This window comes from Streptomyces sp. NPDC023527 (assembly GCF_055560115.1).
In genome coordinates this window covers 247,602-269,352 of the sequence record NZ_JBVHJJ010000005.1, presented here as the reverse complement: position 1 = coordinate 269,352, position 21,751 = coordinate 247,602, and the positions used below count along the sequence as shown (strand labels likewise).

18 protein-coding genes are annotated in these 21,751 nt (G+C 73.6%); 14 read left to right on the top strand and 4 right to left on the bottom strand.

The features are described from left to right. The first annotated feature begins 19 nt into the window (after window positions 1–19). Complete coding sequence (locus tag ACZ303_RS12260; protein WP_467338202.1) at window positions 20–739, top strand: class I SAM-dependent methyltransferase; 720 nt, start codon at window positions 20–22, stop codon at window positions 737–739. 94 nt (window positions 740–833) lie between these two features. Here the strand turns inward: ACZ303_RS12260 and ACZ303_RS12255 are convergent, their stop codons facing one another. Further along, window positions 834–1,232, bottom strand: a complete 399-nt coding sequence (locus ACZ303_RS12255) for a rodlin (RefSeq protein WP_467337872.1) — start codon at window positions 1,230–1,232, stop codon at window positions 834–836. A gap of 119 nt (window positions 1,233–1,351) precedes the next feature. Next, window positions 1,352–1,795: a hypothetical protein gene (locus tag ACZ303_RS12250; protein WP_467337870.1), complete on the bottom strand. Its 444-nt coding sequence runs from the start codon at window positions 1,793–1,795 to the stop codon at window positions 1,352–1,354. A gap of 121 nt (window positions 1,796–1,916) precedes the next feature. Between ACZ303_RS12250 and ACZ303_RS12245 the strand changes: the two genes are divergently transcribed. The 10 genes from ACZ303_RS12245 to ACZ303_RS12200 all read left to right on the top strand — a co-directional run bounded on the left by ACZ303_RS12245 (window position 1,917) and on the right by ACZ303_RS12200 (window position 15,864). Then, window positions 1,917–2,750 (top strand): M55 family metallopeptidase, encoded by an 834-nt coding sequence (locus ACZ303_RS12245; protein WP_467337869.1) that lies wholly within the window; start codon window positions 1,917–1,919, stop codon window positions 2,748–2,750. An 8-nt stretch (window positions 2,751–2,758) separates the two neighbouring features. After that, window positions 2,759–4,120: a M20/M25/M40 family metallo-hydrolase gene (locus ACZ303_RS12240; protein ID WP_467337867.1), complete on the top strand. Its 1,362-nt coding sequence runs from the start codon at window positions 2,759–2,761 to the stop codon at window positions 4,118–4,120. Window positions 4,121–4,125: 5 nt separating this feature from the next. Continuing rightward, complete coding sequence (locus ACZ303_RS12235) at window positions 4,126–6,108, top strand: dipeptidyl-peptidase 5 (protein ID WP_467337865.1); 1,983 nt, start codon at window positions 4,126–4,128, stop codon at window positions 6,106–6,108. A 197-nt stretch (window positions 6,109–6,305) separates the two neighbouring features. Beyond that, the gene (locus ACZ303_RS12230; RefSeq protein WP_467337863.1) at window positions 6,306–7,085 is read left to right on the top strand and encodes a 2,3-dihydro-2,3-dihydroxybenzoate dehydrogenase; all 780 of its coding nucleotides are present in this window, start codon (window positions 6,306–6,308) and stop codon (window positions 7,083–7,085) included. Window positions 7,086–7,276: 191 nt separating this feature from the next. Further along, window positions 7,277–8,503 (top strand): isochorismate synthase DhbC, encoded by a 1,227-nt coding sequence (gene dhbC / locus ACZ303_RS12225; protein ID WP_467337861.1) that lies wholly within the window; start codon window positions 7,277–7,279, stop codon window positions 8,501–8,503. Then, on the top strand, window positions 8,500–10,167 hold the full coding sequence (locus ACZ303_RS12220; protein WP_467337859.1) for a (2,3-dihydroxybenzoyl)adenylate synthase: 1,668 nt from the start codon (window positions 8,500–8,502) through the stop codon (window positions 10,165–10,167). Before dhbC ends, ACZ303_RS12220 begins: the two co-directional genes overlap by 4 nt. 20 nt (window positions 10,168–10,187) lie before the next feature. Beyond that, on the top strand, window positions 10,188–10,820 hold the full coding sequence (locus ACZ303_RS12215) for an isochorismatase family protein (protein ID WP_467337858.1): 633 nt from the start codon (window positions 10,188–10,190) through the stop codon (window positions 10,818–10,820). Between the two features lie 6 nt (window positions 10,821–10,826). Further along, window positions 10,827–11,057, top strand: a complete 231-nt coding sequence (locus tag ACZ303_RS12210) for a phosphopantetheine-binding protein (protein WP_467337856.1) — start codon at window positions 10,827–10,829, stop codon at window positions 11,055–11,057. Beyond that, window positions 11,054–15,160 carry an amino acid adenylation domain-containing protein gene (locus ACZ303_RS12205; protein WP_467337854.1) on the top strand — a complete coding sequence of 1,369 codons (4,107 nt, stop codon included), beginning with the start codon at window positions 11,054–11,056 and terminating at the stop codon, window positions 15,158–15,160. Before ACZ303_RS12210 ends, ACZ303_RS12205 begins: the two co-directional genes overlap by 4 nt. Beyond that, entirely contained in the window at window positions 15,160–15,864 is a 705-nt protein-coding gene (locus tag ACZ303_RS12200) for a 4'-phosphopantetheinyl transferase family protein (RefSeq protein WP_467337852.1), read from the top strand. The genes ACZ303_RS12205 and ACZ303_RS12200 overlap by 1 nt, the downstream gene beginning before the upstream one ends. Before the next feature lie 25 nt (window positions 15,865–15,889). Here ACZ303_RS12200 and ACZ303_RS12195 read toward each other — a convergent pair whose 3' ends face one another. Beyond that, window positions 15,890–17,539: an FAD-binding oxidoreductase gene (locus tag ACZ303_RS12195; protein WP_467337850.1), complete on the bottom strand. Its 1,650-nt coding sequence runs from the start codon at window positions 17,537–17,539 to the stop codon at window positions 15,890–15,892. A gap of 355 nt (window positions 17,540–17,894) precedes the next feature. Then, window positions 17,895–18,665, bottom strand: coding sequence for a glucose 1-dehydrogenase (locus ACZ303_RS12190; protein ID WP_467337848.1), 771 nt, complete (start codon window positions 18,663–18,665; stop codon window positions 17,895–17,897). A 79-nt stretch (window positions 18,666–18,744) separates the two neighbouring features. Here ACZ303_RS12190 and ACZ303_RS12185 point away from each other — a divergent pair, with 79 nt between their 5' ends. From ACZ303_RS12185 to ACZ303_RS12175, 3 genes are all read left to right on the top strand, one after another. Further along, window positions 18,745–19,344: a TetR/AcrR family transcriptional regulator gene (locus ACZ303_RS12185; protein ID WP_467337846.1), complete on the top strand. Its 600-nt coding sequence runs from the start codon at window positions 18,745–18,747 to the stop codon at window positions 19,342–19,344. 343 nt (window positions 19,345–19,687) lie between these two features. Then, window positions 19,688–21,070 (top strand): CoA transferase, encoded by a 1,383-nt coding sequence (locus ACZ303_RS12180; RefSeq protein WP_467337844.1) that lies wholly within the window; start codon window positions 19,688–19,690, stop codon window positions 21,068–21,070. A gap of 77 nt (window positions 21,071–21,147) precedes the next feature. After that, window positions 21,148–21,720 (top strand): GNAT family N-acetyltransferase, encoded by a 573-nt coding sequence (locus tag ACZ303_RS12175; RefSeq protein ID WP_467337842.1) that lies wholly within the window; start codon window positions 21,148–21,150, stop codon window positions 21,718–21,720. Window positions 21,721–21,751 lie beyond the last annotated feature (31 nt).

Here is a 21,751-nt window from a genome sequence, read left to right as displayed (position 1 = left end):
CGTCGACCCGGGAGTGGCCATGACCGATGCGCAGCGGTACACCGAGGCTTGGGAAGGGTTCTGGGGGAACACCTCCGACGCGCCCGGCGAAGCGATCTGGGACTCGGACCCCGAGCTGACGGCGGCGCCCCACCTGGCCCTGCTCGAACCGTACGCCGACCCCCGACTGCCCGTCGTCGACCTCGGTTGCGGCAACGGCACCCAGACACGCCATCTCGCCACCCGCTTCCCGTACGCCGTCGGCGTCGACCTCTCGCACGCGGCGGTGGCGCTCGCGCGCCGCGCCGACAAGGCCGGGGTGGCGACGTACGAGCAGCTCGACCTGGCGGACGCGGAGCGGGTACGGGCGCTGCACGAGCGGATCGGTGACGGCAACGTCTATATGCGGGCGGTGATCCACCAGAGCCGCCCCCAGGACCGGGCGCCGGTGGCGGCCGCGGTGGCGGAGCTGGTCGGCGCGGCGGGCCGGGCCTTCGTGGTGGAGCTGACACCGGCCGCCAAGGACGTGTTCCGGGACCTCGTGGAACGCCCGGGCGGGCCACCGGAGAAGCTGCGGCGGGTGTTCGCGCACGGCCTGACCCCGGCCGAGGCGACGGACGAGGAGGTCCCCGAACTGCTGCGGGGCGCGGGCCTGGAGCTCTTCGCCGAGGGGGAGACCGCGCTGGCGATGACGCAGTACCGGGAGGACGGCAGCCGGGTCGACCTGCCCGCGCGCTGGTTCGTGGCGGGGCGCGCCTGAGCCGGGGGAGGCCCTCCGGGGGTTTACCTGGTGCCGGTGAGGCCGGGCCCTCTCCTACGCGCGCCGCGGTAGGAGAGGGCCGGGGGAACGCCCGCTAGCGGTTCTTGTTTCCGCTGCCGTTGCCCGTGGCGACGGCGATCTCGCTGAGGATGTGGCCGAGCGGATCGTCCCCGTCGTTGATCGTCGAATTGTCGGTGCACTGCTGCTGTTGCTGCGAGGTGAGGATCGGCACGTCCTGGACTCCGACGTTGATCAGGAGGGCGAGCGACTGGACGCCGAGCTTCCCGACACCCACGCAGAGCTTGTTCAGGCTGCCCTGGACCGCGCTGATCTGCGGGCTGGCCTTCCCGCCGGTCACGGTGTTCCCGTAGCCGGTCTTCGCTCCGTTGCCGTTCGCGACGTCGCTCTCGTTGCCGGCCGCCAGAGCGGGGGCGGTGGCGACCCCGGCCGCGGTGGCCGAGAGGGCGACTGTCGCGAATACCTTCTTGAGCACGTGCGTGCCTTTCAGCCGATGGGTTTCCGCCGAGGGCCTCCGCTGAGCGGGAGCGATCTGGGCAACTCCGCCGTGGCGATGTGGTTTCGAACCCTCACCCGTTCATCCCACCGCCCCGCCTACCTGCGGCTCGCCCAGACGCTGTAGACGCAGGCACCGACCAGACCGGCCATGCACGCGATCACCACCCATGAGGCGAAGCCCGTGTGACGCCCTCCGCGATCGGGGCGGTTCCGCGCGGGCCGCGCCCGGCCCGGTCCACGCGGCGCGGGATCGGCGGCGGTCTCGGCGAGCAGCCGGCGGCAGGCCGTGGCGAGCGCGGCGGTCCCGGCGGAGAGCGGCACGATCGCCTCCGAGCGTGCCGGTGCGGTCGTACCGCCGTCGAGGATGCGACCGGCCCGGATGAGGACCTCGTCGTGGCCGCCCGCGGGCGCGAGGCTGATCCAGCGCCGCACGTGCTCCCCCCGGATGACCACATGTCCGGCCCGGTCCCGGTAGACGATGTGCTCCCGCCACAGCACCCCGGCCAACTCGCCCGCGGTCTCTCTCAGTTTCGTCCTCATGAACGCTCCCCCTCCATCGTTCGGTAATCGAACAAAGATCTTACAAGCGTGCTCCGCACGCGCCGCGCGAGTTATCCACAGGCCTGGATCGTGGCCGCGTCGGCGCGTAGCGTGACGAGGCATGAAGATCCTGATCTCCGCGGACATGGAAGGCGTCACCGGTGTCACCTGGCCCGCCGATGTGCTGCCCGGCACCCCGCAGTGGGAGCGCTGCCGGCATCTGTTCACCTCCGATGTGAACGCCGCGGTCGCCGGGTTCTTCGACGGCGGTGTCGATGAGGTGCTCATCAATGAGGCGCATTGGTCGATGCGCAATCTGCTGCTGGAGAAGCTCGACGAGCGGGCGCGGATGCTCACCGGGAAGCACAAGAGCCTGAGCATGGTCGAGGGCGTGCAGCACGGTGACGTCGACGGTGTCGCCTTCGTCGGTTACCACGCGGCGGCGGGGGCCGAGGGGGTGCTCGCGCACACCTATCTGGCGAATTCCATCACCGGGGTCTGGGTGGACGGCGCGCGGGCCAGTGAGGGGTTGCTCAACTCTCTGGTCGTCGCGGAATACGGTGTGCCCGTGGTGCTGGTGACCGGCGACGACCGGACCTGCGAGGACGCCAAGGGGTATGCCCCCGGGGCGCCTTCGGTCGCCGTCAAGGACTACGTCTCGCGGTATGCGGCGGTGTGCCGCACCCCGGCCCGTACGGCCGCCGACATCCGGGCCGCGGCGCGGCGGGCGGCCGCGCTGGCGGTGCGGTACGAGCCGGTGCGGGGCGGCCCGTTCACGGTGGAGCTGGAGTTCGACGCCGAGCATCTGGCCGGGCAGGCCACCTGTGTGCCGGGTGTCGAGCAGTGCGGTGAGCGCCGGGTCTCCTACACCACGCCGACCATGTACGAGGGCATCCGCGCCTTCAAGGCGGTCACCACCGTCGTGTCGGCCGCGGTGGAGGAGCAATATGGCTGAGGTACGACATGGCTGACGCCGGTGTGCTGTCCGAGGCGGAGCGGATCGACGGGCGGGCGCTGGACGAGGTGGCGCGGTTCACCTCGGAGTTGATCCGCATCGACACCACCAACCGCGGTGACGGGGACTGCCGGGAGCGCCCCGCCGCCGAGTACGTCGCCGGGGCGCTGGCCGAGGCCGGCATCGAGGCGACGCTGCTGGAGAAGGTCCCGGGCCGGACGAACGTCGTCGCCCGGATCGCCGGCACCGACCCCGGCGCGGACGCCCTGCTCGTCCACGGCCACCTCGACGTGGTGCCCGCCGATCCCGCCGAGTGGACCGTCGACCCCTTCTCGGGCGAGATCCGCGACGGGGTCATCTGGGGCCGCGGCGCCGTCGACATGAAGAACACGGACGCGATGATCCTGTCGGTCGTCCGCGCGTGGGCGCGCGCCGGGGTGCGGCCGCCGCGGGACATCGTGCTGGCCTTCACCGCCGACGAGGAGGACACCGGTGACGTCGGCTCGGGGTTCCTCGCCACCGAGCACGCCGCGCTGTTCGAGGGCTGCGCGGTGGGCATCGGCGAGTCCGGCGCCTATACCTTCCACGGCGCCGGCGGTCTGCCGCTCTACCCGGTCGCGGCGGGGGAGCGCGGCACGGCCTGGCTCCGGCTCACCGCGCGCGGCACCGCCGGCCACGGCTCGAAGGTCAACGGCGACAACGCGGTCAGCCATCTGGCGGCGGCCGTCGACCGGATCGGCGCGTACCGCTGGCCGGTGCGGCTGACGCCCACGGTGCGGGCCGCGCTGACCGGCATCGCCGCCGCCCAGGGCGTCGACGCCGACCTCGACGCGCCCGGCTTCGACGTCGACGAGCTGCTGCACAAGCTCGGCCCCGCCCGCGCGCTGGTCGCCTCGACGGTCCGCAACAGCGCCAACCCGACCATGCTCAAGGCCGGCTACAAGATCAATGTCATTCCGGGCACCGCCGTCGCCCATGTGGACGGGCGGGTGGTCCCGGGCGGCGAGGAGGAGTTCGCCGCGACGATGGACGAGCTCACCGGCCCCGCCGTGGAGTGGGAGTTCCACCACCGGCACCCCTCCCTGGCCGCGCCCGTCGACGCGCCGGTGTTCGGGCGGATGCGGGCGGCGGTCGAGCGCTTCGACCCGGAGGGGCGCGTGGTCCCGTACTGCATGTCCGGCGGCACGGACGCCAAGCAGTTCTCCCGCCTGGGCATCACCGGCTACGGCTTCGCCCCGCTGAAGCTGCCCGTCGGCCTCGACTACCAGGCGCTCTTCCACGGCGTCGACGAGCGGGTGCCCGTCGAGGCGCTGCACTTCGGCGTCCGGGTGCTCGACCATTTCCTGATGGACCGTCCTGAGGAGGCGTAGCAACGATGGTGTCCACGGCACCTTACGGAGCGTGGCAGTCCCCGATCCACGCCGAGCTCGCCGCGTCGCACCGCGGCCGGCCGGACTTCGTGGCCACGGTCGGCGACGAGGTGTGGTGGGTGGCGCCGCGCCCGGTGGAGGCCGGCCGCTTCACGCTGGTGCGACGCCGGCCCGACGGCACCGAGGTGTCCGTGCTGGCCGCGCCGTGGAACGTCCGCAACCGCGTCGTCGAGTACGGCGGCCGCCCCTGGGCGGCGACGGCCCGTGGGACCGGCGGGCCGCTGGTGGTCTTCACCCACTTCACCGACCAGCGGCTGTACGCCTACGAGCCCGACGTGCCCGGCGCGCCCCGGCCGCTGACGCCGCTCTCGCCGGTCGGCGGCGGGCTGCGCTGGGCGGAGCCGCTCCCGCGCCCGGAGCGCGGGGAAGTGTGGTGCGTGCTGGAGGAGTTCACGGGCGACGGCCCGACGGATGTGCGCCGGACGATCGTGGCCGTGCCGCTGGACGGCTCGGCGGCCGCCGACCGGGGCGCGCTCCGGGAGCTGTCCGACGACCGGCACCGCTTCCTCACCGGGCCCAGGCTCTCCCCGGACGGACGGCAGGTGGCCTGGATCGCCTGGGACCACCCGCGCATGCCCTGGGACGGCACCGAGCTGAAGGTCGCCCAAGTCGCGGACGACGGCCGGTTCGCCGGCGTGCGGACGGTCATGGGCGGCCCGGAGGAGTCCGTCGCCCAGGTGGAGTGGGCCCCGGACGGCTCCCTGATCGCGGCGACCGACCGCACGGGCTGGTGGAACCTGCACCGCGTGGACCCGGTCACCGGACACGCCGTCAATCTGTGCCGCCGCGAGGAGGAGTTCGCGGGCCCCCTGTGGGTGCCGGGCCTGCGCTGGTTCGCGCCGCTGTCCAACGGCCTGATCGCCGTCGTCCACGGCCGGGGCGCCGCGGTCCTCGGCATACTCGACCCCGAGACCGGTGAGGTCGTCGACGCGGCCGGGCCGTGGACCGAGTGGTCGGCCACGCTGTCGGTCAGCGGCACCCGCGCCATCGGCGTCGCCGCGAGCCCCCGCACCGCGCACGAAGTGGTCGAACTGGACGTCTGCACCGGCCGGGCCCGCGTCATCGGCGCCCCGCACACCGACCGCGTCGACCCGGCGTATTACCCCGAGCCGCAGATCCGCGTCTTCACCGGACCGGACGGACGCGAGATCCACGCCCACATCTATCCGCCGCACAGCCCCGACTTCACCGGCCCCTCCGACGAGCTGCCGCCGTATGTCGTCTGGGCGCACGGCGGCCCCACGACACGCGTGCCGCTCGTACTCGACCTGGAGATCGCATACTTCACCTCGCGCGGCATCGGTGTCGCCGAGGTCAACTACGGCGGCTCGACGGGCTACGGCCGCGCCTACCGCGAGCGGCTGCGGGAGCGCTGGGGCACGGTCGACGTCGAGGACTGCGCGGCCGTCGCCGAGGCGCTCGCCGAGGAGGGCACCGCCGACCGCGACCGGCTGGCGATCCGCGGTGGCAGCGCCGGCGGCTGGACGGCGGCGTCCTCGCTCGTCTCCACCGACCTGTACGCCTGCGGCACCATCCTCTATCCGGTGCTGGACCTGCCGACCTTCGCCAAGGGCGGCACGCACGACCTGGAATCGCGGTATCTGGAGGGCCTCGTGGGGCCGCTCGACGAGGTGCCCGACCGCTACCGCGACCGTTCGCCGCTGTATCGCGCCGACCGTGTCTCCGCCGCGTTCCTCCTGCTGCAAGGGCTGGTGGATCCCATCTGCCCGCCGGAGCAGAGCGAGCGGTTCCTGGAGGCGATCGCCGGGCGCGGGGTGCCGCACGCGTATCTGACGTTCGAGGGCGAGGGGCACGGCTTCCGCCGGGCCGAGACCATGGTGCGGGTGCTCCACGCGGAACTCTCGCTCTACGCCCAGACCTTCGGGGTCACCGCGCCCGGCGTGCCCCTGCTGGAGCTCGTCAAATGAGCAGGGCGCACGCGGGGGGCGCTCACCTATAGGCAAGAGCGTGAGGTTAGCCTAACCTAAGCCTTGTTCTGTGCCCGCGCGCCCGGCGCAGGGGTGCGCGGAAGCATGCCCCGGCCCGTACGACCCCGTTCACTTCGGTCGAAACGGTCATGTAAGGTAAGCCTTACCTAAGCTCGAATGGAATCGGGGGAACCGCCGTGCAGCAGTCAGAACTCTCCGGCCGCGTCGCGCTGGTCACCGGCGCCGGCCAGGGCATAGGCGAGGCCGTGACCCGTGCCCTTGTAGCCCGGGGCGCACGCGTCGCGGCCCTCGACTGGACCCCGGACGGCATCAAGGGCCTCGAAGCCGAGTACGGCCGGGACACGGTCACCGCCCACACCGCCGACGTCGCCGACAGCACCGCCGTCGAGGCCGTCGTCGACGAGGTCGAGCGCACCGCCGGGCCCATCGGCATCCTCGTCAACGTCGCGGGAGTGCTGCGCACCGCCCCCGTCGTGGACATCACCGACGAGGTCTGGGAGCGCACCTTCGCCGTCAACTCCACCGGCGTCTTCAACACCTCACGGGCCGTCGCCCGCCGGATGAGCGAGCGCCGCGCCGGCTGCATCGTCACCGTCGGCTCCAACGCCGCGGGCGTGCCGCGCACCAGCATGGCCGCGTACGCCGCCTCCAAGGCCGCCGCCACGATGTTCACCAAGTGCCTGGGCCTGGAGCTCGCCCGCAGCGGAGTGCGCTGCAACGTCGTCTCGCCCGGCTCCACGGACACCGCCATGCAGCGCGGCCTGTGGACCGACGAACAGGCCCCCGAGCGCGTCATCGAGGGCGACCCCGCGAGCTACCGGGTCGGCATCCCCCTCGGGCGGATCGCCGAGCCGGCGGACATCGCCGACGCGGTGACGTTCCTGGTCTCGGACCGGGCGCGGCACATCACGATGCACGACCTCTACGTGGACGGCGGCGCGACGCTTCGGGTCTGACGGAGCGTTTCTCCCCGATCCCGCCCCTTCCCGTAACCGGGGGCGAGCCCCCGGGCCCCCTGCCGCGCCGCGCGCGGTGTCAATCGCCGGACGGGCTCGATCCAGCGGGGTTCCGGCCACCCACGAGGCAGCCCGCCCCGCCTCACCACCCACACCACCCGGTGCGACCCACCGGAGGAACGGAGCAACAGGTGACCACGGCTCACCACGTCGCCGACAGGCACACGGCAACCGGGAGACCCGGCCACCACACCGTCGGCGCCGCGACCTCGCTGCTCGGCGCCTACGAGCCCGGTGCCTCCCGGTTCTTCGCCTCCCCGACCCGCACCCTGCTCGCCCACGGCGTCCGGGCCGAGGTGCCGCACGGCGACGCGCCCCTGACCCAGCGCGTCACCGAGACGTTCGACGCCGAGCTGCTCGCCGGCAACGAGGCGCCCGTCGTCATCGGCGCCGTGCCCTTCGACCCCGCCGCGCCCGTCTCGCTCGCGGTCCCCGACACCACCCGCTGGGCCCCGCCGCTCGCCGAGGACCCGCTGATCGCCCTGCCCGCCGCCGCGCCCGCGGCCGCCCGCTGGGACATCCGCCCCGTCCCCGAGCCCGCCGTCTACGGCGCCGCCGTCGCCGAGGCCGTACGCCGCATGAAGCGCGGCGACTTCAGCAAGGTCGTCCTCGCCCGCACCCTGGAGCTGCGCTCCGACCGCGAACTGGACCTGCCCGCACTGCTGCAGCGGCTCGCCCGCCGCGACCCCCCCGGCTACACCTTCGCCGTCCCGTCCGGCCCCGGCCGCACCCTCCTCGGCGCCAGTCCCGAACTCCTCGTCGCCCGCCGCGGCGGCCGGCTGATATCCAACCCCCTCGCCGGCTCCACGCCCCGCAGCGCCGACCTCGCCGAGGACGTCCGCCGGGCCGCGGCCCTGCTCCAGTCCGAGAAGGACCTCCACGAGCACGCCGTCGTCGTCGACGCCGTCCGCGACGCCCTCACCCCCTTCGCCCGCACCCTGGACGTGCCCACCCGTCCCACGCTGGTGCGCACCGCCGCCATGTGGCACCTGTCCACGACCATCACCGGCGACCTGGCCGACCCGGCCGTCTCCGCCCTGGAGCTGGCCGCGGCCCTCCAGCCCACCCCGGCCGTCTGCGGCACCCCCACCGACGTCGCCCGCGACGTCATCAACGAGCTGGAGCCCTTCGACCGCGGCGCCTACACCGGCATGGTCGGCTGGGGCGACGCGAGCGGCGACGGCGAATGGGTCGTCACCATCCGCTGCGCGGAGGCCGAGGAGCGCACCTTGCGGCTGTTCGCCGGCGCGGGCGTCGTCGCGCAGTCATCGCCGGAGTCCGAGACCGCCGAGACCGGCGCCAAGTTCCGTACGTTCCTCGACGCCGTCGGCGCGGACCAGCGGGAGGCCGGCCGATGAGCCCCCGGACCCTCACCCAGGACGCCCCCGGCTACCCGGCCGAGTACGCCGAGCGCTACCGCGCCGCCGGCTACTGGCGCGGCGAGACCTTCGGCCGGATGCTCCGCGAGCGCGCCGGGGCCCACCCGGACCGCGTCGCGATCGTCGACCCGGCCGTTGAGCCACGCGGGGGGAGGGGCCGCGCCTGGACGTACGGAGAGCTCGACGAGCGCGCCGACCGGCTCGCCGCCGGCTTCCTGGAGCGCGGCATCGCCAAGGGCGACCGGGTCGTCCTCCAGCTGCCGAACATCGCCGAGTTCTTCGAGGTCGTCTTCGCGCTCTTCCGCATCGGCGCCCTGCCCGTCTTCGCGCTGCCCGCCCACCGCGAGAGCGAGATCCGCCACTTCTGCGCCTTCACCGAGGCCGTCGCCTACGTCATCCCCGACGCCGCGGGCGGCTTCGACCACCGCGAACTGGCCACGAAGGTGAGCGCTCAGGTCGACACCCTGCGCCACGTCTTCGTCGTCGGCGACCCGGGCGAGCACACCGCGCTGCGCGACGTCCCCCGCGACACGGCCCCCGTCGAGGACGGCCCGGCCCCCGACGACCTGGCCTTCCTCCAGCTCTCCGGCGGCTCCACCGGCGTGCCCAAGCTCATCCCGCGCACCCACGACGACTACATCTACTCGCTGTGGGGCTCCAACGAGCTCTGCGCGGTGGACGAGAACAGCGTCTACCTCTGCGCGCTGCCCGCCGCCCACAACTTCCCGCTGAGCTCCCCGGGCACCCTCGGCGCGCTCTACGCCGGCGCCCGCGTCGTCCTCGCCCCGCAGCCGAGCCCCGACGTCGCCTTCCCCCTGATCGAGCGGGAGGGCGTCACCATCACCGGGCTCGTACCGCCGCTCGCGCTGGTGTGGACGGAGGCCGCGGCGACCACCTCCTACGACCTCTCCAGCCTCGACGTCCTGCTCGTGGGCGGCGCGAAGTTCAGCGAGGAGGCCGCCCGGCGGGTGACGCCCGCGCTCGGCTGCACCCTCCAGCAGGTCTTCGGCATGGCGGAGGGCCTGGTGAACTACACCCGGCTCGACGACCCGTACGAGACCGTCGTCACCACCCAGGGCCGCCCCATCTCGCCCGACGACGAGATCCGCGTCGTCGACGACGCGGACAACGACCTGCCCCTCGGCGCGACCGGCCACCTCCTGACCCGCGGCCCGTACACCATCCGCGGCTACTGGCGGGCGCCCGAGCACAACGCCACGGCCTTCACCGAGGACGGCTTCTACCGCACCGGCGACATCGTCCGACTGACCGAGAGCGGTCATCTGGTGGTCGAGGGGCGGGCCAAGGACCAGATCAACCGGGGTGGTGAGAAGGTCGCCGCCGAGGAGATCGAGAACCACATCCTCGCCCATCCGGCCGTCCACGACGCCGCCGTCGTCTCGATGCCCGACGACTATCTGGGCGAGCGCACCTGCGCCTACGTCGTCCTGCGCGAGGGCGCCGCACCGGTGAAGTCACTGGCCATCAAGAAGTTCGTCCGCGAACGCGGCCTGGCCGCCTACAAGGTCCCCGACCGGGTGGAGTTCGTGACGGAGTTCCCGCAGACGGGCATCGGCAAGGTGTCGAAGAAGGACCTCCGCGCGGCGATCGCCGCCCGGCTCGCCCCCGCCGCACAGCACTGAGAAAGGCCCAGCCGACCACCATGGCGCTCCCTGCCATCCCCCCGTACCCGATGCCGACCGCGGACTCCCTGCCCGCGAACAAGGTCGACTGGACCGTCGACCCGGCCCGCGCCGTGCTGCTCGTGCACGACCTGCAGAACTACTTCCTCGACGCGTTCGAGCCGGGCGCCTCGCCCGTCACCGAGCTCCTCGCCAACGTCGCCACCGTGAAGAAGGACTGTGAACGGCTCGGCGTCCCCGTCGTCTACTCCGCGCAGCCCGGCGGCCAGAGCGCCGCCGAGCGCGGCCTCCAGCAGGACTTCTGGGGCCCCGGCCTGCCCGACGACGAGCGCGCCGAGGCCATCGCCACCGCGGTCGCCCCCACCGTCCGCGACACGGTCCTGACGAAGTGGAAGTACAGCGCCTTCGTCCGCACCGACCTCGCCGAGCGGATGGCCGACCTCGGCCGCGACCAGCTGATCATCGTCGGGGTGTACGCGCACATCGGCGTGCTGATGAGCGCCGCCGACGCCTGGATGCGGGACATCCGGCCGTTCCTCGTCGCCGACGCCGTCGCCGACTTCTCCGCCGAGGACCACGCCATGGCCCTGCGCTGGGCCGCCGCCAAATGCGCCGTGGTGACCACCACCGACCGGCTCTTCGAAGGGGCATGACAACCAATGGCTCTCACCCTCGAACAGATCCGGAACGATGTCGCCGACGTCCTCGGTGAGGACCCCGCGGACATCCCCGACGACGAGAACCTGGTCGACTACGGGCTCGACTCGGTGCGCATCATGACCCTCGTCGAACGCTGGCGCCGCGACCACGGCACGGAGGTCACCTTCGTGGAGCTCGCCGAGCAGCCGGCCATCGAGCAGTGGGCGCCGCTGCTGGGGGCCGGGACGTGAACGCCCGCACGCTCCACCGGGTCTCCCCCTCCGGCGCGCGGCCCTCGCCCGCGCCGGAGGGGCTGCCCCTGACCTCGGCCCAGTCGGGCATGTGGTTCGCCCAGGCCCTGGACCTGGGCAGCCCGGCCCTCAACACCGCCGAGTACATCGAGATCCACGGCGAGGTGGACCCCGTCCTCTTCGCCGACGCCCTGCACCGCACCGTCGGCGAGGCGGACGCCCTGCGCGTACGGATCGTCGACACCGGCGACGGCCCCCGCCAGCTGCCCATCGCCGTCGAACCGCCCGGCCACGGCTTCCCGCTGCACGCCGCCGACGTCCGCGACCAGGGCGATCCCGACGGCACCGCCGTGGCCTGGATGCGCGCCGACCTCGCCGAGCCCTTCGACCTCGCGACCGGCCCGCTCTTCGCCCACGCCCTCTTCCGCGTCGCCGACCGCCGCTGGCTGTGGTACCAGCGCGTCCACCACGCCGTCCTGGACGGCTACGGCCACTCCCTCGTCGCCCGCCGCGTCGCCGAGGTCTACTCCGCCCTCGCCACCGGCGCCGACCCCGGCCCCAGCCCCTTCGGCCGGCTCGCGGCCCTCGTCGAGGAGGACGCCGCCCACCGCGCCTCCGCCGCCCACGCCCGCGACCGCGCCCACTGGCTCGGCCACTTCGCCGACCGCCCCGCCGCCCCCACCCTCTCCGGCCGCACCGCCATGCCCTCGCGCACCTCCGTACGCAGCACCGCCCACCTGGCCCCCGCCGCGACCGACCGGCTGCGCCGCCTGGCCACGTCCGTGCGGGCCACCTGGACGGATGTGCTCTTCGCCGCCCAGGCGTTCTACCTGGCGCGCGCCACCCGCAGAGAGGACGTCGTGCTGGGCCTGCCGATGATGGGCCGCATGGGCTCCGTCGCCCTGCGCGTCCCCGGCATGGTCATGAACGTGCTGCCGCTGCGCCTGACCGTCACCGCCGACACCACCTTCGCCGAGCTGACCCGCCAGGTCGTCCTCGGCATCCGCGCCGCCCGCCGCCACCAGCGCTACCGCTACGAGGACATCCGCCGCGACCTCGGCCTGCTCGGCGAGGGCCGGGCCCTGGTCGGCCCGCTCGTGAACGTCATGCCCTTCGACTACGGCCTGACCTTCGCAGGCGCCCGCTCCGACGCGCACAACCTCGCCTCCGGGCCGGTCGACGACCTCACCGTCAACATCTACGACCGCGCCGACGGCTCGGGCCTGCGCATCGACTACGACGGCAACCCCGCCCTCTACCGCCGCCGCGAACTCGCCGCCCACCAGGGCCGCTTCCTCGACCTGCTGACCCGTATCGCCGACAGCGACCCGCACCTCCCGCTGGCCGGTCTCGCCCTGGCCACCGACGCCGAGTGCCAGCAGGTCCTCGTCGACTTCAACGACACCGCCGTCGACGTGCCGCCCACCACCCTCATCGGCCCGATCGAGGCCCGCGCCGCCCGCACCCCCGGCGCGACCGCGGTCGTCCACGGCACCGAGAGCCTCACCTACGCCGAGCTCAACGCCCGCGCCAACCGCCTCGCCCGCCACCTGATCACCCTGGGCGTACGGCCCGGCGCGCTCGCCGCCGTCGCCCTGCCGCGCTCCACGGAACTCGTCGTGGCCCTGCTGGCCGTGCTCAAGGCGGGCGGCGCCTACCTGCCGCTCGACCTCGACCACCCGGCCGCGCGCCTCACCGCCGTCCTCGACGGCGCCCGGCCCGTCTGCGTGGTCACCGACCGCGCCGGCCGCGACGCGCTGCCCGCCGGCGCGCCCCCCGCCCTCACCCTGGACGACCCGCGGCTGCGCGCCGCCCTCGCCGCGCACCCGGCGACCGACCCCGGCCGCGCCCTCACCCCGCAGCACCCCGCCTACGTCCTGCACACCTCCGGCTCCACCGGCACCCCGAAGGGCGTCGTCGTCCCGCACTCCGCGATCGACAACCGGCTGCGCTGGATGCAGGACCGCTACCGGCTCACCCCCGGGGACCGGGTCCTGCAGAAGACGCCCATCGGATTCGACGTATCGGTCTGGGAGTTCTTCTGGCCGCTGCGCGAGGGCGCCACCCTCGTCGTCGCCGACCCCGGCAGCCACCGGGACCCCGCCCACCTCGCCCGTACCATCCGCGAACAGGGCGTCACCACCGCGCACTTCGTGCCGTCCATGCTCCAGCTCTTCCTCGCCGAGCCCGGCGCGGCGGGCTGCACCGGGCTGCGCCGGGTGTTCAGCAGCGGAGAGGCGCTGCCGCGCGCCACGGCGGAGACGTTCCACCACGTGTTCCCGGGGGTGCCGCTGCACAATCTGTACGGGCCCACCGAGGCCGCCGTCGACGTCACCCACCACACGTGCGTGCCGGGCGAGAACGGCCCCGTACCCATCGGGCGGCCCGTCTGGAACACCCGCCTCTACATCCTCGACACCGCCGGCCGCCCCTGCCCGCCCGGCATCCCCGGCGAACTCCACCTCGCCGGCGCCCAGCTCGCCACCGGCTACCTCGGACGGCCCGACCTGACCGCCGAGCGGTTCGTGGACGACCCCTACGGACGGCCCGGCGAGCGCATGTACCGCACGGGCGACCTCGCCCGCTGGCGGCAGGACGGCGTCGTGGAATACCTGGGCCGCACCGACCGCCAGGTGAAGCTGCGCGGCCAGCGCGTCGAACTCACCGAGATCGAGGCCGTACTGGCCTCCGACGAGCACGTCGCCGCCGCCCGCGCCCTGGTCCGCGAGGACCGCCCCGGCGACCCGCGCCTGGTCGCCTACGTGACTCCGGCCTCGGCGGATGCCGCCGCCGAGGCCGGTCCGCTCGATGCGGCGGGGGAGGCGGGGCTGCTCCATGCCACCGCCGGGGCAGGTCCGATCGCCCCCGCTCACGAGGCCGGTCCGCCCCACCTTGCCACCGCGGCCATCCGGCCCGACCCCGTCGCGCTGCGCGCCCGGGTCGCCGCCCGGCTGCCCGCCGCCATGGTGCCGAGCGCGGTCGTCGTCCTCGACGCCTTCCCGGTCGGCCCCAACGGCAAGCTGGACCCCGCGGCCCTGCCCGCGCCCGCGGCGGCCGGGACCGGCGGCCTGGGACGGGCGCCGCGGCGCCCCCGCGAGGAGGCTCTCACCGGCCTGTTCGCGGAGATCCTCGGCCTGCCCCACGTCGGCGTCGACGACAGTTTCTTCGACCTCGGCGGCGACTCCCTGCTCGCCGTCCGCCTCGTCGCCCGCGTACGCGAGACGCTCGGCGCGGACCTCGCCATGGGCACCCTCTTCCAGGCCGCCACCCCGGCGGCGCTCGCCGAGCGGCTGCGCGGCGACCGCGAGGGGGACGAGTCGGCGCTCGGCGTCGTCCTGCCCCTGCGCCCGACCGGCACCGGCACCCCGCTGTTCGCCCTCCACCCGGCGGCGGGCCTGAGCTGGTGCTACACCGGGCTCCTCACCCACCTCGGCCCCGACCGGCCGGTCTACGGGCTCCAGGCACGCGGCCTGCTCCCCGGCGCCCAACTCCCCGCCACCCTGGAGGAGATGGCCGGCGACTACGTACGCCACATCCGCGACATCCAGCCGCACGGCCCGTACCGCCTGCTGGGCTGGTCGGCGGGCGGCGTCCTCGCCCACACCGTCGCCGTGCTCCTCCAGGAGGCGGGGGAGAAGGTGGAGCTGCTGGCGATGATGGACGCCTATCCGTCCGACCAGTGGCGGCGGCGCGCCGCGACCGTCGAGGCGGACGCCCTGGCGGCGCTGCTGGAGACCGCCGGCTGCGAGCGGGACGAGGGCGTGTCCCTCACCCGCGACGGTGTCACCGCCCGGCTCCGCGAGGAGGGCAGCGCGTTCGCGGCCCTGCCCGCACGCGCGCTGGGCGCCGTCGTCGACATCGCCGTCAACACCACCACGCTCACCCGCGGCCACCGGCACCGCGTCTACGACGGCGACGTCCTCTTCTTCACCGCCGTCGCCCCGCGCCCCGAGAAGTGGCTGACCCGCGACGCCTGGCGGCCCTACCTCACCGGTAACCTGATCAATCGTGACATCGACTGCCCGCACGCGCGGATGACCTGGCCGGAGCCGCTCGCGGAGGTCGTCGAGGCGGTGACCGGCCACCTGGGGGAGAAGAACTGATGCAGGTGGGTGTGGAGCCGCGCGTCCTCGACCGCGACCCGCTGCCCGGGGTGTGGGCCCCGGGCCCGCCCCAGGCGTGGCTGCTGCGGATCGGGGACCGGCCGGTCCCGCCGCCCGAGGTGTACGAGCGGATCCTGGACGCCCGCGAGCGCGAACGGGCCGCCGCGTTCGTACGCGACCTGCACCGGGAGCGCTATGTCGCGGCCCATCTCGGGCTCCGGCGGCTCCTGGGCGCGTACCTCGGCGGCCCCGGTGACGCGATCACGCTGACGCGGGAGCCCTGCCCCGGCTGCGGCGGGCCGCACGGCCGCCCCGCGGTCGCCGGCGCGCCCTTCCACTTCAACCTCTCGCACGCCGGGGACCTCGCGCTGTTCGCCTTCGCCGACGCGCCCATCGGCGCGGACGTGGAGCAGGAACAGGGCGTCGGCGTCATCGACGAGGTGGCGCGGATGCTGCACCCCACCGAGACCGCCGAGATCGCCGCCCGCGCGGAACGGGACCGGCCGGCGGCCTTCGCGCGCTGCTGGACCCGCAAGGAGGCCTACCTCAAGGGGACCGGGACGGGGCTGTCCGAGGACCCGTCGGTGACGTACGTCGGCGCCGGGCCCGCCCCGGCCGCGCCCCCCGGATGGACACTGGCGGACGTGCCCGTGGGCCCGGGGTACGCGGCCGCCGTGGCGGTCGCCACCACCTGGACGGCGTAGCCCCACGACGGCCGCCCGGCCGGCCTTACGCGGGCTTGACCGACAGCGTGTGCCGGAAGACGTCGGCCGGGTCCCAGCGCTTCTTCACCTGCTGGAGCCGCGCGTAGTTGTCCTTGTAGTAGAGCGCGTGCCACGGCACACCCGAGGTGTTGATCTTCGGGTCGGCCATGTCGCCGTCCGGATAGTTGATGTAGCAGCCGTCGGACTGGCCGTTGAGGGCCGGCGCGCCGCCGGTCTCCGAGAAGAACTTCCCGTACATCCCCCGGATCCAGCCCAGGTGGGAGTCGTCCTGCGCCGGATCGTTCCAGAACGTCTGGAACAGCATCTTGAAGGCCGAGCTGCGCTGTGCGTAGGCGGTGGCGTCCGGGGCGACGGCGTTGACCTGCCCGCCGTAGGAGAAGAGGATCACCATGGAGCGGGAGTTCTTGTAGTTGGGATCGGTCAGCGCCGAGTAGAGCGCGGCGACCTGGGTGTCCGTGAAGTTCTTGCGCAGGTAGGCGGACTTGTGGGCGCCGCGCACCGTGGGGTCGTTGAGGGTGGAGTTGCTCGTGGCGACCAGGCGGGTCGCCTGGAGCCACGGCATCGGCCGCGCCGCGGCCAGCTGGGGCATCGCCGGCAGCTCGCCGTTGGGCTTGTCCAGGGACTTGACCGTGGCACCGACGCCCGCGGTGACCGCGGCCAGGTACTCGTCCATCATCTGGCTCGCCCCCGACACGGTGGCGTCCACCTGCGTGAACATGCCGATGACGCCGTTCGCCTGGGACGAGATGTTCAGGATGCTGCTCAGGTGGCGGTATTTGGAGTCCGGGGCGCTGTTGGCCTCGAACCACGCGCCGTAGTTCTTCAGCAGTCGGGTGAAGCCCTGCTGGTCGAGCTGGCTCCACGGGATGCCGACGGCGCTGACCAGGACGTTCGACGGCGGCTGTACGAGCTGGTTGCCGGGCGTGGTGCCGCTGGCCCCCGGCGAGCGGAACCAGTAGCGGGTCACCAGACCGAAGTTGCCGCCGCCGCCACCGGCGTGGGCCCACCACAGGTCGCGGTTGGGGTCGTTCGCCTCGCGGGTGGCGCGTACGACGCGGACCTCGCCGGAGGCACTGGCGACGACCACCTCCACCGCGTACAGGTGGTCGACGACCAGGCCGTGCTTGCGCGAGAGGAGGCCGTAGCCGCCGCCCGCGATGTGGCCGCCGATGCCGACGCTGTAGCAGGTGCCACCGGGGATGGTGACGCCCCAGCCCTTGTACAGGGCCTCGTAGACGTTCAGCAGCCGGGCGCCCGGCTCCACCGAGAAGGCGCGCAGCTGAGGGTCGTAGCCGATCGCCGTCATCTCGGAGAAGTCCAGGATGACCTTGGCGTCGGGGTGGCAGACGAAGTCCGAGAAACAGTGGCCGCCGCTGCGTACGGAGACCCGCTTGCCGGCCTTGATGGCGTCGCTCAGGGCGCGTACGGCGTCACCCGAGGACTTGATCATCTTGATGTAGTCGGGACGGGCGACGAAGCGCTGGTTGAAGCCCGAGGTCAGCAGCGGATAGCGGGCGTCGGACGGCGCGATCGTGGCGCCTCCGGCCCGCTCCAGCGGGCTGCTCTCGCCGGGCGCGGGCTCGTCGGCCGCGTGCGCCTGGCCCGCGATTCCGGTGAGCGCGGCGCCTCCGGCGACGGCGGCGCTTCTTCTCATGAGGGTACGACGATCCATGTGCTGCAAGGTTTTTCCCCCGTGTCCGTCATGCGTGTCTGTCGTGGTGGAGACGTCGAACAGCGCTGAGCGCAAGGCAGTTGTGCGCCGGACCGATCGGCGTCTGGGGGGATTAACCCCCGGAATTCCGGGTTCAACCGAAGTGATGTCGGCCATAGGGTTCGTCGTGGTGGCCGAGAGGCCACGGGCACCCGTCCTACCCTGCGCGTTTGCCCGCGCGGCGGGGGATCGCGGACCGCCGCGGGCCTTGATCGGACTTTGTCATGTTCGGGCGTGGGAACGCCGGAAGGGCCCCTCGCCGTACGGCGAGGGGCCCTTCCGGGTCGGTCGTTTCAGGTCACCGCTTGGCGGCGGCCGGACCGTTGCCGAGCGCGGAGCCACCGCTGACGTCGATGACCTGGCCGGTCGTCCAACGGGCGTCGTCCGAGGCGAGGTAGGCCGCGAGACCCGCCACGTCCGCGGGCGTACCGGTGCGGCCCAGCGCCGACCAGCTGGAGGCCGTGGCCTTCATCTCCGGTATGGCGAGCCACGGGTTGAAGTCGGTCTCGACGATGCCGGGCGCGATCGCGTTCACCGTGATGCCGCGCGGTGCGAGGCCCTCGGCGAGGGTCAGGGTCAGGGTGTTGACCGCGCCCTTGGCGGCCGAGTACGCCACGATGTTGGGCATGGCGATCCGGGTGGTGGCGCTGGAGACGTTGATGATCCGCCCGCCGTCGCGCAGTCGGCCGAGCGCCTGCTGGGTGACGAAGAACAGCGACTTGACGTTGACCGCGAACACCCGGTCGTAGTCCGCCTCCTGCACGGCCTCGATCGGGCCCATCAGGCCGACGCCGGCGTTGTTGACGAGGATGTCGAGTCCGTCGGCGTGGCGGTCGAACTCCTCCCACAGCGCGGCCGCGTCACCGGGCACGCCCAGCTGGGTGCGGATCGCGAACGCCTGGCCGCCGGCCGCCTCGATGGCCGTGACGACCTCCTTGGCCGCCTCGTCGTTGCTGCCGTAGTGCACGCCCACGCGGGCCCCCTCGGCGGCCAGCCGCTCGGCGATGGCGCGTCCGATGCCCCGGCTTCCGCCGGTGACCAGGGCGGTCTTTCCCGAAAGTGCACCCATGGCACTGTCCCCTTCTGTAGCGATCGCTATACGTGCCGGACCCTAACACAATGATTAGCGGCCGATATAGAATTCAGTCATGACAGCGAGACAGCGTGGCCGGCCCCGCTCCTTCGACCGCGAGGCGGCCCTGGAGACCGCGACCCTCGCCTTCTGGACCCACGGCTACGAGGCGACGTCGGTCGCCGACCTGACGCGCGCCATGGGCATCGCCCCGCCCAGCCTCTACGCCGCGTTCGGCAACAAGGAGACGCTCTTCGCCGAGGTCGTCGAGGCGTACGCGCGCACGTACGGCGACTTCGTGCGCCGCGCCCTGAAGGAGGAGCCGACCGCCCGCCGCGCCGCCGCGCGCGTGCTGCGCGAGGCGGCCCACGAGTACACGGCCCCGGGCCGCCCCACGGGATGCCTGATGCTCATGGCCGCCACCAACTGCACGACGGCCTCCGCGGAGGTGGAGGCGTCGCTGCGGACCCGCCGCGCCGCGACGATCGCGGCGTTCGAACGCCGCATCCTGGCGGACATCGACGCCGGGGAGCTGCCGCCGGACACCTCCGCGACGGCACTGGCCCGCTGCACGCACGCGGTCATGCAGGGCATGTCCCAGCAGGCCCGCGACGGCGCGACGGAGGAGGACCTGCGGGCGGTGGCGGACACGGCGATGGGCGCTTGGCCGGCGTAGGGGCGGTCCCTGCGCCCGTCCTCCTCCCTTACGAGTGCGCCGCCCATGGGTGGCGGCCCATGGCCGCCGTCCAAGCGCGGGCCTTGTCGAGGTCGCCCTCCCTCATGGCCTTGTAGTGGGCGGCCTTGATCTTCTGGCATTCCGCGCATCGCTGACGCGGAGGCTCCGCCGGTGCGGTCACTGGTGCCCCCCGCCCCTGTCGGCTCTCCGCGTTGGCCGCGGCGACGCGGGCGCTGAGCGTTTCCGCGCGCGATAGGGCAACCTCACGTAACCGGTTCGCCCACTCCAACACGGCGCCCTCCGGCCCTAGCGGGCCAATGGCACCGAGTGCCACACTGGTTGGGTGATCAAGCGAGCGACTCACGCGACGGACGACGCCTGGGCCGCGCTCGGTGGGGACCCCGCGCTGACCGCCGCCGTCGAGTACGGCGGCCCCGCCGGGACGCTGCCGTCGACGCTTCCCGTCCGGGAGCTCGCGCGGGGTGCCGTCGCCGTCTGCGCGCTCGCCGCGGCCGAGTTGGCGACAGCGAGACGCGGCGGTGGGGCGCTTCCTGCCGTGCGGGTGGACGACGGGGCCGTGGCCACCGCGTTCGTCAGTGAACGGGTACTGCGGGTCGACGGCCGGGCCGCCTCGACGTTCGCGCCGTTGTCGCGGTTCTGGCGGGCGCGGGACGGGTGGGTTCGTACGCACGCCAATTACCCGCACCACCGGGCCCGGCTCCTCGCGGCGCTCGGGCTGTCCGAGACGCGCGACGACGAGGCCCTCGCGGCGCGGGTCGCCGACGAGTTGGCCGGCCGCTCCGCCGAGCAGGTGGAGGATGACGTGTACGCCGCCGGTGGGCTCGCCGTCGCCGTGCGTACCGCCGACGCGTGGGCCGCCCACCCGCAGGGCGCGGCCGTGGCGCGGCGGCCCCTGCTCACGCTGGAGCGGATCGCCGACGGGCCCGTACGCAGGCTCCCGGTAGGGGGTGGCCTGCGGGTGCTCGACCTGACCCGGGTCCTCGCCGGGCCGGTGGCCACCCGCACGCTCGCGCTGCTCGGGGCGGACGTGTTGCGGGTCGACGCACCGGGGTTGCCGGAGAGCCAGGACATCCACAACGACACGGGGCTCGGGAAGCGTTCGACGAGGCTCGACCTGGCGCGGCGCGCCGACCGCGCGAGCTTCGAGGAGCTCCTCGCCACCGCCGATGTGGTGGTGACCGGTTACCGGCCGGGCGCCCTGGACCGGCACGGCCTGGCACCGGAGGCGCTGGCCGAGCGGCGGCCGGGGCTGGTGGTGGGGCAGGTGAGCGCGTGGGGAGCGTACGGGCCGTGGGGCGCCCGGCGCGGGTTCGACAGCCTGGTGCAGGCGGCGTGCGGGATCGGCATGGCCGAGGCGGGGGCCGACGGCCGGCCGGGCGCGCTGCCCGCGCAGGCGCTGGACCACGGCACGGGCTATCTGCTCGCGGCGGCCGTGCTGCGGGCCCTCACCGAGCAGAGCACGGGCGGCGGCACGCACCTCGCGCGACTGGCCCTCGCGCAGACTGCCTTGTGGCTCACCGGGCGGGTGACTCCGGACGTGGAGGAGCCGAGCGGTGCGTACGAGCCGGGGGAGTGGCTGACGGAGGCGGAGGGGCCGTTGGGGCGGATGCGGTACGCGAGGTCGCCGGTCGTCTTCGACGGTGGGCCGGTCGACTGGGCGCGGCTGCCGGGGCTCTGGGGGACGGACGTCCCCCGATGGAGCTGACGGAGCTGAGGGGGCAGGTGGGCGAGGGGGCCCACGCGCTCAAGGGTGTTGTCAGTGCCGGACCGTACGATGAAGCGGTGCTCGATCATCAAGGGGCCGACGACGGCCGATACCTCGCCAGTGGGCCGCGCGTCGCCATCCGGCCCGTCACACGCGCGGACGGCGCGGAGTTCACGCGCCTGGCGCGGGTCAGCGCCGAGCTGCACCACCCCTGGCTGTCGATGCCGGTGACCGAGGAGGCGTTCGCGAGATACGCCGACCGGCTCGACGGCGAGCAGCGGGTGGGCCTGCTCGTCTGCCTGCGGGAGAGCGGCGGGCTCGCGGGGTTCATCAACATCAACAACATTGTGCGCGCCGCGTTCCAGTGCGGTGCGCTCGGTTACGGCGCCTTCTCGCCCTCGGCGGGCCGCGGTCTGTTGAGCGAGGGAATGGGGCTCGTCATCGACCACGCCTTCGGGTCGTTGGGGCTGCACCGGCTGGAGGCGAACATCCAGCCGGGCAATGTGAGGTCGTCGGCGTTGGTGAAGCGGCACGGATTCCGTTTGGAAGGGTTCTCGCCGGGGTTCCTTTTCCTTGACGGCGCGTGGCGCGACCACGAGCGATGGGCACTCACCGCCGACATGCGCCGGCTCCGGGAAGAACCTCAGTAAGGGCGTCAGCAGGGTTCGTTGAGAGACCTCC